This window comes from Quadrisphaera sp. GCM10027208 (assembly GCF_042658805.1).
Taxonomy (GTDB): Bacteria; Actinomycetota; Actinomycetes; order Actinomycetales; family SCSIO-59966; genus SCSIO-59966.
In genome coordinates, this window is sequence record NZ_JBHSRC010000011.1 from 12,907 (window position 1) to 26,482 (window position 13,576).

General features: G+C 70.3%; 12 protein-coding genes. 3 read left to right on the forward strand and 9 right to left on the reverse strand.

All coding sequences use genetic code 11. The features are described from left to right. Positions 1-83: 83 nt before the first annotated feature. Positions 84-1,088, forward strand: coding sequence for an ABC transporter ATP-binding protein (locus tag ACFP6A_RS13890; protein WP_379604484.1), 1,005 nt, complete (start codon positions 84-86; stop codon positions 1,086-1,088). Between the two features lie 4 nt (positions 1,089-1,092). Beyond that, positions 1,093-2,127 (forward strand): ABC transporter ATP-binding protein, encoded by a 1,035-nt coding sequence (locus ACFP6A_RS13895; RefSeq protein ID WP_379604538.1) that lies wholly within the window; start codon positions 1,093-1,095, stop codon positions 2,125-2,127. Positions 2,128-2,181: 54 nt separating this feature from the next. Here the strand turns inward: ACFP6A_RS13895 and ACFP6A_RS13900 are convergent, their stop codons facing one another. The 8 genes from ACFP6A_RS13900 to ACFP6A_RS13935 all read right to left on the reverse strand — a co-directional run bounded on the left by ACFP6A_RS13900 (position 2,182) and on the right by ACFP6A_RS13935 (position 11,979). Next, positions 2,182-3,303, reverse strand: a complete 1,122-nt coding sequence (locus ACFP6A_RS13900; RefSeq protein ID WP_379604486.1) for an S-layer homology domain-containing protein — start codon at positions 3,301-3,303, stop codon at positions 2,182-2,184. 42 nt (positions 3,304-3,345) lie between these two features. Then, positions 3,346-4,452 carry a hypothetical protein gene (locus tag ACFP6A_RS13905; protein WP_379604488.1) on the reverse strand — a complete coding sequence of 369 codons (1,107 nt, stop codon included), beginning with the start codon at positions 4,450-4,452 and terminating at the stop codon, positions 3,346-3,348. Continuing rightward, positions 4,449-5,750, reverse strand: a complete 1,302-nt coding sequence (wecC, locus tag ACFP6A_RS13910; RefSeq protein ID WP_379604490.1) for a UDP-N-acetyl-D-mannosamine dehydrogenase — start codon at positions 5,748-5,750, stop codon at positions 4,449-4,451. The genes ACFP6A_RS13905 and wecC overlap by 4 nt, the downstream gene beginning before the upstream one ends. 198 nt (positions 5,751-5,948) lie before the next feature. After that, positions 5,949-6,167, reverse strand: coding sequence for a transposase (locus ACFP6A_RS13915; RefSeq protein ID WP_379604492.1), 219 nt, complete (start codon positions 6,165-6,167; stop codon positions 5,949-5,951). A gap of 173 nt (positions 6,168-6,340) precedes the next feature. Continuing rightward, the gene (locus ACFP6A_RS13920; protein WP_379604494.1) at positions 6,341-8,806 is read right to left on the reverse strand and encodes an S-layer homology domain-containing protein; all 2,466 of its coding nucleotides are present in this window, start codon (positions 8,804-8,806) and stop codon (positions 6,341-6,343) included. A gap of 364 nt (positions 8,807-9,170) precedes the next feature. Continuing rightward, positions 9,171-10,670, reverse strand: coding sequence for an S-layer homology domain-containing protein (locus tag ACFP6A_RS13925; protein WP_379604496.1), 1,500 nt, complete (start codon positions 10,668-10,670; stop codon positions 9,171-9,173). A gap of 28 nt (positions 10,671-10,698) precedes the next feature. Next, entirely contained in the window at positions 10,699-11,688 is a 990-nt protein-coding gene (locus ACFP6A_RS13930) for an LLM class F420-dependent oxidoreductase (protein WP_379604497.1), read from the reverse strand. A 3-nt stretch (positions 11,689-11,691) separates the two neighbouring features. After that, a complete protein-coding gene (locus ACFP6A_RS13935) occupies positions 11,692-11,979 on the reverse strand; it encodes a hypothetical protein (RefSeq protein ID WP_379604499.1) in 288 nt (95 codons plus the stop codon). 35 nt (positions 11,980-12,014) lie between these two features. Here ACFP6A_RS13935 and ACFP6A_RS13940 point away from each other — a divergent pair, with 35 nt between their 5' ends. Further along, positions 12,015-12,434, forward strand: coding sequence for a CoA-binding protein (locus tag ACFP6A_RS13940; protein WP_379604501.1), 420 nt, complete (start codon positions 12,015-12,017; stop codon positions 12,432-12,434). 41 nt (positions 12,435-12,475) lie between these two features. Here the strand turns inward: ACFP6A_RS13940 and ACFP6A_RS13945 are convergent, their stop codons facing one another. Beyond that, complete coding sequence (locus ACFP6A_RS13945) at positions 12,476-13,450, reverse strand: LacI family DNA-binding transcriptional regulator (RefSeq protein ID WP_379604503.1); 975 nt, start codon at positions 13,448-13,450, stop codon at positions 12,476-12,478. Between the last annotated feature and the right edge of the window lie 126 nt (positions 13,451-13,576).

Consider the following 13,576-nt stretch of genomic DNA (forward strand, 5'->3'; position numbering starts at 1 on the left):
CTGTCAACTCTCACGTTCAAATTCAGTGATCCGGTGGCCGTAGACGATGGTTTTCGGCGAGCGGCTGTGGCAGTCTTGGGCACATGGAGAACCCGACCGTGGACGCCCAGGTCCTGACCGTACGTGGCCTCTCGGTGACCTTCGGCCAGGGCAGGCACGCCGTCCCGGCTGTCCGCGAGGTGGACTTGGACGTCCAGCGCGGCCAGCTCGTCGCCCTGCTTGGCGAGTCCGGGTCCGGCAAGTCCGCGACCGCGAGGGCGCTCATGGGCCTGGACGAGGGCAACGCGACAGTCACCGCGAGACAGCTCACCCTCAGCGGGACGGACCTGCGAACGGCCACCCAGACGGAGTTGCGCAAGATTCGCGGCGCACGAATGAGCCTCATCCTGCAGGATGCGCTGTCCTCACTGAACCCCGTGCTCTCGATCGGCGACCAGATCGGCGAGGTCATCCGGGTGCACACCAACCAGTCCCGTAAGCAGGCCTCCGCCCACGCGGAGGAGCTGCTGCGGCTGGTGGGCATCCCGGACGCAGCACGCCGGGTCAAGGACTACCCGCACCAGTTCTCGGGCGGGATGCGCCAGCGCATCCTCATCGCCATGGGGATCGCCCTGCAGCCGGAGCTGCTCGTCGCGGACGAACCCACGACCGCCCTCGACGTGACTGTCCAGGCACAGATCCTCGAACTACTCGACCGGCTCCGTCGCGAACTCGGCATGGCCGTGCTGCTGATCACCCACGACCTCGGCGTCGTCGCCGAGGTCGCCGACCACGTCGTCGTCATGTACGCGGGCCGGGTGGTGGAGGAAGCCCCCGCCGAGAAGGTCTTTGCCAACCCGGCCCACCCGTACACCAAGGCGCTGCTGGAGTCGGTGCCACGGCCCCGGCTGCGGGGAGGAAGCCTGCCGGCGATCCCAGGCTCGCCGCCGAGCCCCAACCAGGCGCCACCGGGCTGTCCGTTCCATCCCCGGTGTGCGTACGCCGTCGAGCGCTGCCGCCACGAGCGTCCGGTGCTACGTACCGTGCTGCCCGGTGTCGAGGCGGCGTGCCACCGAAGCGAGGAGGTGCTCCGTGACCGTGTCGCCTGAAACCATGAACGACCTGCAGGCTGGCGAGGGCAGGCAGGAGGTGCTCGTCGGGAGGGACCTGGTCAAGCACTTCCACAGCGGCTCCCCGGCGTCGAGGCGCAAGGTCCACGCCGTCGACGGCGTGAGCCTGTCACTTCGGGCGGGCGAGGTGCTCGGCATCGTCGGGGAGTCTGGGTGCGGCAAGTCCACCCTCGGTCGGATGCTCGTCGGGCTCGAGCGGCCGACGTCAGGGACGCTGGTCTATCACGGCCGAGACGTGACCCGAGGTCGTCGTCGCGACCGGCAGTGGCTACGCAAGGGCGTCCAGATGATCTTCCAGGACCCGTACACGTCGCTGGACCCGCGAATGACAGTGGCCGACATCATCGCCGAACCGCTCGCCGCCGCCCACGTCGGGACAGCCCGGTCGCGGCGCGAGCGGGTCGTCGAGCTCCTTGAGCTGGTCGGGCTCTCCAAGGACATGCTGCATCGTTATCCGCATCAGTTCTCGGGAGGCCAGCGGCAGCGTCTGGGCATCGCGCGCGCACTGGCACTCGAGCCGGACGTCCTGGTGTGTGACGAAGCGGTGTCCGCCCTGGACGTCTCCGTCCAGGCCCAGGTCGTCAACCTGCTCAAGGACCTCCAGGCGCGGCTAGGGGTGGCGATGGTCTTCATCGCCCATGACCTCGGAGTCGTGCACCACATCGCCGACCAGGTGGCCGTCATGTACCTGGGGCACATCGTGGAGACAGGAAGCGTCGAGGCGATCTATGCCGCTCCGGCGCATCCGTACACCCAGGCTTTGCTGTCCGCGTCTCCCACGGTCGATCTCAGCAACCGCGGCGTGTTGGGCCGTCGGCGGATTCTGGGCGGGGAACCACCGTCGCCCCTTGACCCGCCCAGCGGATGCCGGTTCCGCACTCGCTGCTGGTTGGCCGAGGAGCGGTGCGCCGAAGAGGTGCCGTTGCTCCGGCGTCCGACGACAGACACCCACGGTCTTCAGGTCGCGTGCCACTTCGCCGAGCGTGCACAGGTGGAGGCGAACGCCGACGCCAGGTGACGTGCGTCTACCAGGAGGGCGGACCCCCACGGCAGGCATGAGGCGAGTCAGCCCTCAGTCCGACTGCGTCGTCGCGTAGTACCTCGTCCCCACCCCGTTCGGCCCCGGCACGGCGACGATCCCGACCCCCATCTTCGTCGCCTTCGCGCGCAGGATGTTCGCGTCGTGACCAGGGCTGTCCCGCCACGCCTCGAACAGCTGGGTGTAGTCGTAGTGGTAGGCGACGTTCTCCGCCCACGACGTGAACGGGCAGGTCGGCTTGGAGTGCGACAGTGCCCCGTCGCCGGAGAGCTTCGCCGACCACGTCCGGGCCGCCTCGGTCAGGCACGGGTCGGCAACGAGGGTCCGCAGCCCCTTGGACGCACGGTAGGCGTTGATCTCGTCGAGCACGTGCTGCTCCATCGCAGTGAGCACCGACGTGCTCTGCGCCACCGGCGCGGGCGCGACCGGCCGAGGGGCGGGAGGCGGCGGGGGCGGGACGTCGGCGACTCCGTCGGTGACGTGGACGTCGAGGAGCCGGGTGAGGAACGCGGCCATGTGGTCGCGGCGCACATCGTCGCCGGGTGCGAACGTGGTCCCGCTCGTGCCGCCGACGATGCCGGCCGCAGCAGCACGGTCGATGTCGCCGCTGAGCGGCAGGTGGTCGTCGTCGACGAAGGCGTCTGGCGCGGGGGGTAGCGGGTCGCGTCCCGCCTGGGCAGCTCGCAGGTCGTGGGCGCGGACGAGCATGACGGCCATCTCGACGCGGCTGATCCGGTCGTTGGGGCGGACGGTGCCGTCGCCGCCGCCGCGGATGACGCCGAGCTCGGCCAGCCGATCGAGGGAGCCCCGGTGCGGGGACGTCGCGTCGTCGCTGAACCAGTCCTTCGTCGCAGCGGGCACGGTGCCGCCCGACTTCTCGATGGCGCGCAGGACGAAGGTCGCCATCTCGCCACGGCGCACACTGTCAAGCGGTCCGTAGGACCCGTTCTGCCGGCCCTCTGCGACCTGCCAGTACCGCGCACACCCGACCTCGTCGGCGAAGGCGGACGACGGAGGGACGTCCCAGAACCACGGGTCAGCCGCCTCGGCGGGGCACGCCGCCTGCGGCTCACGCGGCTCGACGGCAGCCGCCGGGCCGGTGAACGCCCCCGCGGACAGGGCCAGCAAGCCGAGGGTGAGCAGCGCGCGTCGCATGCCCAGGTTGTCGACACACAGGCGGCCGGGCTTGAGCCCGGGTCACGACCAGCGCGTCGTCACCGATCGCCACCGTCGGCGCCTTGCCGGGCGCTGGAAGGACTCGTAGTACACAGCCCGTTCGCTGCGGGACGCCGACAGCAGCGTCGACCCGTCACGGATCACCGATTCCACCATCGCGGCCCGTGAGTGTGTGGTGTGCATCACATCGAACCACTCCCGGCCGGTGAGCGACAGTTCTGCCCGCCGCCGGACGTCGTCCCGCAGGGCGGCGACGGCGTCCCGCAGCTCCTCGGCCGTGCGCACCTCGACCGTGGGGACGCCGGCTGGTCCGGGGCCGTCCGGCCGGACGTCGACGACGGGCAGGCCGACGGCGGCCATCTGCACGACCCGTGACGGCAGGCTGTACCAGCCGAGCTCCGCCAGACCGGGGTAGTCGTACGGGGTGCCCGCGTAGTCGGCGAACCGCTGGGGGATGGACACCCCGACGGCGAACGCCGGCAGCACCCGGGCGACGTCGGCGTCGCTCTCGAGCCGGCCGGCGTGGATGCCGGCCGGGTCCTGCGGGACGCGCCCGTAGATCACGAGGTCTGCCCCCGAGCGTGCCAGGAACTCATAGCGCCACCGCTTCGCCGCGGTCTGCGTGTTGCCGAGGAAGACGGCGGCTGCCGGAGTGCTCCGGCCGGCACTACGGGCGCGGTAGGCGTGCGGGAAGGCCTCCGGGTCGGCGTAGAAGGGGAAGGTGAGCCCGCGGACGCCGGTCCGCTCCTCGTACAGCGCGAGGACGTCCTCGCCACCGGTGTGCAAGGTGACGTCGTACAACGGTGCGGCCGGCCCGGTGGACAGGCCGAACAGGACGGGGTCGTCGGAGAACCAGGCGAGCAGGCGGACGCCGGCTCGGCGGAGCCGCCCGAGGTTCGCCGGGGTGAGGGCGGCGACGCGGAAGGTGAGCAGGGCGTTCGGGCGCCAGGCGAGCACCTCGTCGACGGCGGCATCGAGCCGGGCGACGTCCTGCGGCGCGGTCGGCAGCGCGTACCCCTTCCACAACTGGCCGGTCCAGCGAACCTCGTGGCCGCGGCGCTCCAGGGCGTCGCGCAGGCCGGTGGCGACGTGTGGCTCCTGGATGCCGTCGAACAGGACGATCCTCACGCGCTCCCCCGCCACAGGCCGCGGGTGTCCACGATCCGCCTACCCACCAGGTCAGTGGCCGGGACGTCGCGGAACTCGTCGTGGTCGACGAGCAGGACGACGACGTCCGCCCGGCCAAGGGCGGTGGGCAGGTCGACGAGCTCGATCCCCTTGAGGCCGGCAAGTTCGGCGGGCAGGGCCCGCACGTGCGGCTCGACGACGTCGATGGGCCCGTCGACGAGGCCGCGCAGCCGTTCGACGACGTCGACGGCGGGGCTCTCCCGCAGGTCGTCGACGTTGGCCTTGAACGCCAGGCCCAGGACGGCGACCCGCACCGGCCGGCCGCCGCGGCCGGCCGCGGCCCCCTCGCCGTCCGCGGCAGCCTCAGCGACAAGGGTGGCGACGTGCGCGGCTACCCGCCCCGGCTGCCCGTCGTTGATCTGGCGGGCGGTGCGGATGAGGGTGGCGTCCTCGGGGGCGGCGGCGACGACGAACCACGGGTCGACGGCGATGCAGTGCCCGCCGACGCCGGGCCCGGGGCGCAGGATGTTGACCCGCGGGTGCCGGTTGGCCAGGTCGATCATCTCCCACGGGTCGACGCCGAGCCGCTCGCACACCCGGGCGAGCTCGTTGGCGAAGGCGATGTTGACGTCCCGGTAGGCGTTCTCGGCCAACTTGGAGAGTTCAGCGGTGCGGGCGTCGGTGAGCAGCAGCCGCCCCTGGACGATGAGCCGGTACACGGCCGCGGCCCGCTCGGCGGCCTCCGGGGTGACGCCGCCGATGACCCGGTCGTTCGTCACGATCTCGATCATGATCCGGCCGGGCAGCACCCGCTCCGGGCAGTGGGCCAGCAGCACCGGGTCCCCGCTCCGGTCGGCGGTGACGCCGGCGACGGCGAGGTCGGGGCGGGCTCCGGCGAGCCAGCGTCCGATCTGCTCGGTGGTGCCGGGCGGGGACGTGGACTCCAGGATGACGAGCTCCCCGCCGCGCAGCCGGGGGGCGAGCGCCTCGGTGGCGGCGCGGACGGCGGACAGGTCCGCCGTCCGGTCGGCCTGCAGCGGGGTGGGGACGGCGAGGATGTAGGTGTCCGCGGCGGGGACGTCGGTGCTCGCCGAGAGCCGGCCGAGCCGGACGGCGCCGCTGACGGCGACGCCGAGGTCGGGTTCGACGAACGGCACCTCGCCGCGGTTAACGGCCTCGACGGTGGCCGGGTTGACGTCGACGCCGACGACGTCGAGGCCCTGGGTGGCGAACGCGGCGGCGGTGGGCAGGCCGATGTAGCCCAGGCCGATGACGGCGAGACGACCGCTGGGATCCACGGGGCCGCACCCTATCGCCGGGTCACTCCACGAGCGTGGCGTGCAGCAGGGTGACCATGTCGGCGCGGATGAGGCTGCGGGTCGGGGAGAACCTCGTGCCGCTGGTGCCGCTGGTGATGCCGGTGTGCTGGGCTCAGGCGATCGCGCCGGCGGCGTACCCGTCGGGGGGGCACGTCGGTGAACGCGGCGATGCCGGCGCTACTCACGGGCCTCCCTCTCCAGCTCGCGTAACCGCGCCCGCTCCGGCACCGACAACTCCTCACTCACGGGATGCTGTTCACGGTACTTCGCCACCCGGTTACTCAACGTCCCCGCATTGATACCAAGATCCCGGGCCACCTCCGCAATCGGCCTGCTCGACTCCACCACCTGCTTCACCGTGTCAGCCTCGAGCACATCAAGCGGCTGCTCGGCCACGCCTCGATCACCACCACCACCAGCCGGTACCTACATCTCGACCTGGATGACCTGAGCGTTGCGGTCACCACACATTCGACGCGCGTAGCCGCAGGCCCTTGACACACCGGAAGCCCCGGCCCCCAACTTTCGGGGACCGGGGCTCCAGCACAGATGCTCAGCTATCGCATCCGTTAGCTCTGCGTGAAGCTGATTGGGTCAACGAGAGTCTGACCGTCATTGTCCTCAGCCGTCGCGTCGAACGTAACGGAGTCGCCTGTGGCCAGCGTGCCGTTGAGCACGAGCGTCAGAGTCATCCCGTCCGCCGAGAGCGTGGCCGACGTCACCGCGGTGGCGGAGCCGGTAGCCGTGACGGTGTAGTTGCCCTCGCTCAGGATCCCCGTGGTGGAGTCCAGAGCCTCGTTGTACACGAACGTGACCGTCGGGTCGGCACCGGTGGCGTCGTAGGTGGCGCTGAGCAGCTCAGCGCCATCGTCCTCCACGGTGACATCGAGCCAGTTGTTGGCGCCGCCGAGGGTCGTGGCGACGCCATCAACGCTTTCGATGCCCGCAACGTCGGTCACGGTCAGCGGGTAGGTCAGGTCATCGGTACCGACGAGGTCGGCGGTCAGCGTGATCGTGACGACGTCACCGTCGGCAGCGATCGTGGCGTTGACGCCGTTCTCGATGATGGCAGAACCACCAGCGGTACCGCTCACCTGGAGCGACGCGCCGGCACTGACAACGGCGTCATCGTCGAAGTACAGCTTCAGGACGTCACCGTCGGTGGCTTCACCGGCGGCGTCGTTGGTGTCAGCTGTTACATCGGTCTCGACAACGGCACCATCAGTGATCGTCGCGATGTCGGCGTCCGGCGCCGGAATCACGATCGGGTCGCTGATGTCACTGTTGCCATCGTCCTCGCCCGAAGTGCCACCAACTGCGGTGACCTCGTAGGTAATGCCCGCGTTGTCGTCCGGAACGTTGGTGTCGGTGTACGAAGTACCCGTCACCTCGGTCGCGACCGTGGTCGTTACAGGGCCACCCTCGGTCGTGGTCCGCTCGACCGTGTACACGGCGTCTGCCTGGGGCGATGCGGTCCAGGTGACCTCGACCGTGTTGTCGTCAGTCGTCGCAGCGTCGCCTTCAGAAGTGATCGTCGCGGTGACGTCGGACGGAGCCGGAACCTCGTCGTCGGTGGTGTTGAAGATCGACACACCATCGGCGTCGTAGGTCACGGTGATGACGTCGCCAGCGGTTAGCCACCCCTCAAACACGTCGATACCGACATCCGCACCCCCGTTGTAGCGGAAGATGTCGTCACTGTCGTAGAAGAACGTGTTAGTGCCGTCGTCGAAGTAACCCAGGTCCGCATTCACACCGCTGACTGTCACGGGCGTCGCGGTGCTGATGTCCCCGGATTCAGGCAGGATGTAGTTGGTCACGCCACTGACACCGAAAGGTTCGGTCGGGGCGCCGTCGGCGTCCACATCCAGCGAACCGTCCTCGTCCGCGTCGAACCAGACGATGAGCGCAACTTCCTCACCGGCAGTCTGCGAGTCGATGACAACGTCGATCGCGTCGCCCGAGTCAGGCGTCACCGTGGTGGACTCGACCTGACCAGCGGCAGCGCCGTCGACCAGTTCGATGTACGCCGCATTGGTGGAAGCCAGATCGGCTTCGCCGTCCGTCGAGTTCAGCGTCACAACACCATCGGTCGTGGTCACCTCGGAGGCGTCAACGACGATGAGCTGGTGCTCAGCGTCCGCAACCGGGTTCTCGATGGTGAAGGTGCGACGACCGGTGTTGTCCACGGCAGAGGTGGACACGTCGAGCGCGACCTCATCCTGCGGGTTCACCATGAAGGTTTGGTTCGTCATGGGAGCGACGAGGCTGTCGACCCGGCCGGCGACGATGTTCTCGTCGAGGTGACGCATGATGAAGAACGCCATCTGATACCGCTCGACGTTCTCGTACGGCGAGAAGTTGTCGCTGCCGGTGCCCTCGACGATGCCCACGCTCTGCAGGGCGTAGATGTCCTCGGAGCGCTCCATCGTGGCCGGGACGTCGGTGAAGACGACGTCGGCCTCGTCGGCGTCGTAAGCGGCCTCCGCGCCGAGCTCGTCGGCGACGAAGTTCTGGACGCGGTTGATGAAGGACGCCATGTCGCGGCGCAGCACCGGCTCGTAGGGCTTGAACTCGGTGGGCGTCTTGCCCTCAGTGATCTGCAGCTCAGCGAGCAGGTCGATCGCGGCCTGCCGCTCCTCGCTCAGGGTCGCGGTGTCCTCAAAGCCGGCGTCCGGGACGTCGGCCGGGAGGGTCACGTCCGAGTTGTCGGCGATGTAGTCGAGCTGGCGGGCGAGGAAGACGGCCATGTCAACACGCTGGACGTCCTCGTAGGGCGAGAAGCGCGTGGCCGAGGTGCCCTCGGTGATGCCGTAGTTGAACAGGCACGCGATCGCGTCCTGGGCGGTCTCGCTCGACATCGCGGCGACGTCGACGAAGGGGTGCTCGGTCAGGCCCTCGCAGGTGGCGCTCAGGTCCGTACGGACCGGTGCGGCCTGCGCGACGCCCGCCATTGGCGCGAGCAGCGCGGTGGCGCCTACCAGCGCGAGGGAGCGCTTAAAGAAAGCGCTGCCCTGTCGGGTGGTGAAACTCATGAAAATGGCCTCCTAGCCATCCACCGGTGGATGTTCGCCCCCGCAGGGGCCCCCTCCCGACCCAGGTGGGGCGGGATTCGGTCCAGGACACCTCGCACGTCAGTCACCGCGGCGCCGGACTAGAACGCGCGACCTCGGCAGGCTGCCGAGTCGCAAGCTCCGCCCCCGTCGCAGGGGAGATGACGTCCGTGGAGCCAGTGGACGCCCGTGACTCTAGCGACACGGGTAGTCACGGGCAACAGTGCCGCACGTCACCGCCAAGTCGGGACCAGTTCGTGACCAAAGTTCCAGGTGAGTCCGGACAGGCACGGGCCGCCGGGGTGAGCCTCGGCGGCCGCTGTCCCGGCGGCTCGTCGTCCCGGCGTCACCCCATGTCGACGATGAGGTTCGCTGTCTCGCCCTCAGCCACCTCGACGTCCGCGTCGAAGCCGTTCGCGGCCTGGATGGTCTCGAGGCTGTAGGTGCGGGTGTAGTCGGCGACGTGGACGTCATTTGCTCCGAACAGGTTGCCGGCCACCGTGGAGCCGGTGGAGTTGAGACCGACTCCCTCGCCGTTGCTACCGAAGACGTTCTCCCGGATCGTGCTGTCGGCGTCGTTGACGCTGCCAGCGGTGTTCTGCTGGAAGACGTTGCGGTCGATGACGTAGTCGGCGCTGGGGTTGGCGTAGACACCGGTGACGTTGAAGTAGAACTCGTTGTTGAGCAGCCGGACCCCCTCCACCGCGCCGCCGGTCTCGTTCTCCACTCCACGGCCGGCGAAGGTGCCCTCGTCCCCGCCGACGAAGACCGTGTTCGTGATCTCCACGCCGGTGACGTCAGCGAGGTAGACCCCAGCGGTGACACCGGCGGCAGTCACATAGTCGGTGAGGAGGAGGCCGTCAAGCGTGACATCCGCCGCACTGCGGACCTCGAACGAACCGTGCACGACAGTCTCCCCGCGACCGGTGACGACGACGCCGTCATCGTCCAGGAGTATCCGCTCGGTCTCGGTGAACTCGCCCATCGTGACGAGCACGTCGCCGGAGGCGGCGGCGGCCACGGCGTCCGACAGGTCGCCGTAGGCAAGGACCTGCGTGCTGTTCCACACCACGTCCTGGCCGACCGCCAAGGACCGACCGGACTCGATGTTCTCGTCGAGGTGACGGGTCAGGAAGAAGGCCATTTGCGCGCGGGTCACCGGAGCGTAGGGGGCATAAGTGGTCGTGCTAGTGCCCTCGACGATGCCCACGCTCTCCAGGGCGTAGACATCGTCACGGCGCGGGACGCCCATCGTGAGGTCGTCGAACTCGGCGGTCGAGTCGTCCGCGGAATACGCGGCCGTGCCGTCCGCAAGCTGATCGGCCACATACGCCTGGACACGGACGATAAAGGAAGCCATGTCAAGGCGGGTGACGATGGCGTGCGGGTCGAACTCCGTGTCGTTCCGGCCGTCGGTGATCCCGGCTGCGACGAGAGCATCGATGGCGGTCTGCGCCTCCTCGGAGAGACCGTCGACGTCCTCGAAGGTGTTGCCGGCGCCGTGCGGCATGGCGATGGCTGTGTTCGCGGCCGCGAGGTGCGCCAGCTCGCGGTGCAGGAACAGGGCCATCTGGTAACGCTTCACCCCTTGCGCTGGGGCGTACTGGCTGTCACTCACGCCCTCAGTGAGGGCGTAGGCGACGAGGCAGTTCACGGCGTCTTCTCCGTCTGCAGTGAGGTAGGCGATGTCGGTGAACCCGGCGTCGGCGGTGTTGCCGGTGCACGCGTCGTCGATCCCACGGGCCTCAGCGGCGGCCGGGCCGGCGACGGCGCCCAGGCCGCTGAGGGCCAGGGCCGTGGCACCGAGGACGGCGGCGGAGCGGCGGGGCAGGCGGGGCAGGGTCATGGCGGGCCTCCTCGGCCGGGTCGGGGATTCAGGACCGGAACTGCGGCACGACCTCGCGCTCGAACAGCTCGATGCCGCTGGTGTCGTCGGCCGCCTCGATGAAGTAGGTGATCGCGTACGTCATCCCGGCGTCCTGCAGGGCGGCCAGCCGCTCGCAGATCTGCTCGGGGGTGCCCACGAGCGGGCCGGTGCGGAAGGAGTCGACGGCCCGCTCGAGCCTGTCCTCCTTGAGGTAGGGGCGGTAGCGCTCGCGGATGGCGTCCAGGCGCTCGGCCACCTCGGCGTCGTCCCGGCCGATGACGACGTTGTAGTTGGCCGACCGGGTGATCGCCTCGAAGTCCCGGCCGACGGCCCGGCAGTGCTCGGCGAGCACCTGCGACTTGTGGGTGAACCCCTCGAGCGTGCCGTCGAAGTTCGTGTAGTCGGCGTACTTGGCCGCGGTGCGCAGGGTCCTGCGCTCCCCGCCGCCGGCGATCCACAGCGGCGGGCCGCCGTCCTGCAGCGGCAGCGGCCGGCCGATCGCGCCGTCCACGTCGAAGCGCTCGCCGTGCAGGGTGGCCCGGCCGTCCCGCCACATCTGCAGGAAGATCTGGACGCCCTCGTCCAAGGCGCGCAGCCGGTCCCCCGCCCCGGGGAACCCGTAGCCGTAGGCGCGCCACTCGTGCTCGTACCAGCCGGCGCCGATGCCCATCTCCAGGCGGCCGCCGCTGACGTGGTCGACGGTCGCGGCGACCTTGGCCAGGTAGGCGGGGTTGCGGTAGCCCATCGACGTGCACATCTGGCCGAGCCGGACCCGCTCGGTCGACGCCGCGAACGCCGCCATCAGGCTCCACGCCTCGTGGGTGGCCTCGTCGGCGGGCACCGGGACGGTGTGGAAGTGGTCGTAGACCCAGATCGACTCCCACGGCCCCGCCTCGGCCCGGCGGGCGAGGTCACGCATCCGCGGCCACTGCTCGGCGTCCGGGACGTTCGTGAGGTCGAGCCGCCAGCCCTGGGGGATGAACAGACCGAACCGCACGGCTCAGCCCTCCTTCGTGGTGTCGGGTGCGGCGTGCTTGCCGGCGCGGGGCACGCGCATGCCGCCGTGGGCGACGACACGGGTGAACTCCTCCAGGGCGGCCGCCGGGTTGCCGCCCTGCTTGACGGCCCGCTGGCCGACCATGGCGACGAGGGACTTCGCCAGGGTGTCGGCGAGGAACTCCTTGGCCTCGGCGTCCAGCCTCTTCCAGAAGGCGGGGAACTCCTCGTCCCGGCCACCGGCGGTGCGCAGCGCCTGCGCGAGCAGCTTCTGGGCCTCTTCGTTCTGCATGGCGCCCGACGCTACCCCGTGCTGAAGTGGGTCGCATGGCTCACGTCAACGACCCGGACGTCGTCCGCCGGCTGCTCACCGACACCCGCCGGTGGGCCGTCGTCGGGCTGTCCTCCAACCGCAGCCGCACCGCGTACTCGATCGCCGGCTACCTGCGTGACTCGCTCGGCAAGGAGATCGTGCCGGTGCACCCCAAGGCCGAGGAGGTGCTCGGCGAGACCGGGTACGCCTCGCTCGGGGACGTCCCGGGCGAGATCGACGTCGTCGACGTGTTCGTCCGCAGCGACCTGGCGGGGGAGGTCGTGGACGACGCCATCGCCGTTGGAGCCAAGGCGGTGTGGCTGCAGCTCGGGGTGGTCGACGAGGACGCCGCGGCGCGGGCCGCTGCTGCGGGGCTGGACGTCGTCATGGACACCTGCCCGGCGATCGAGGGGCCGCGGCTCGGGCTGGGGTGATACTGGCCGCGGCTCTGCGAGCGGCGTGTCTGCGGCGGCGATCAGTCCGCGGGGCTGGACGGACCGACGACGAGCGTGGGGGCCGGCCGGACGTCGGAGTGCTCCGGGGTGCCGGCGCTGACGACGTCGAGGATCGCCTGCGCGATCGCCTCGACCGGCTGGCGGACCGTCGTGAGCTCCGGGTGCGCCAGCGGGGTGACGCCCACCCCGTCGAACCCGATCACCCGGAAGTCCCCCGGCACCCGGAACCCGCGCGACTGCAGCCGGGACAGCAGGCCGAGCGCGATGACGTCGGCCGCGGCGACGAGGGTGCCGCTCGTCCACCCGTCGTCCAGCAGCCGGTCGGCGGCCTGCTGCCCCCAGCGCACGTCGAAGTCCCCCAGCAGCACCGGAGCGTCGGGGAAGTGCCGGCGGAACCCCTCGAGCCGCTCACGCGCCGAGGACGACCGGGTCCCCGCGCCGACGAACACGACCGGCTGGACGGCGAGGTCGACGTGGGCCCGCACGTGCTCGGCGATGAGGTCCATCCCGGCCGCGTTGTCGCACCCGACGTACACCGCGTCGGACGACGCCACCCGCCGGTCGAGCTGGACGGTCACCACCTCGGCGGTCGCGGCGTCCAGGCTCGCGCGGCTGCCCTCCTCGTCGCAGGGGATCAGCACGAGCGACTGCATCTGCCGGCCGAGGAAGGACTGCACCCCCCGGTACTCGGCGTCGACGTCCCCGCCGGCGCTGGCGACGAGCAGCTCGTACCCCGACGGCTCCACCACCCGGCTCAGGTGCTCCGCCAGGGCGGCGAAGAACGGGTTCTCTAGGTCCGGCACGACCAGGCCGATGACGCTCATCCGCTGCTGGCGCAGCGCCCGGCCGAGGAGGTTCACCCGGTAGCCGAGCTCGGCCGCCGCCGCGAGCACCCGGTCGCGCAGGTCCGGCGACATGGGGCGGCTGCCGGTCAGGGCCCGGGACGCCGTCGCCGTCGACACCCCCGCCCGGTCCGCAACGTCCCGGATCGTCACCCGAGAGCCCGTTCCCCGTCCCGCCACGTGCCGTACCCCTCTCGGTAATCCTTTACCGGACTGTAACCACGGCCGTCTTCCGTCCCCGGCGCTCACGAGGCTAACGTGGCGACTCCGGTTGGTAAT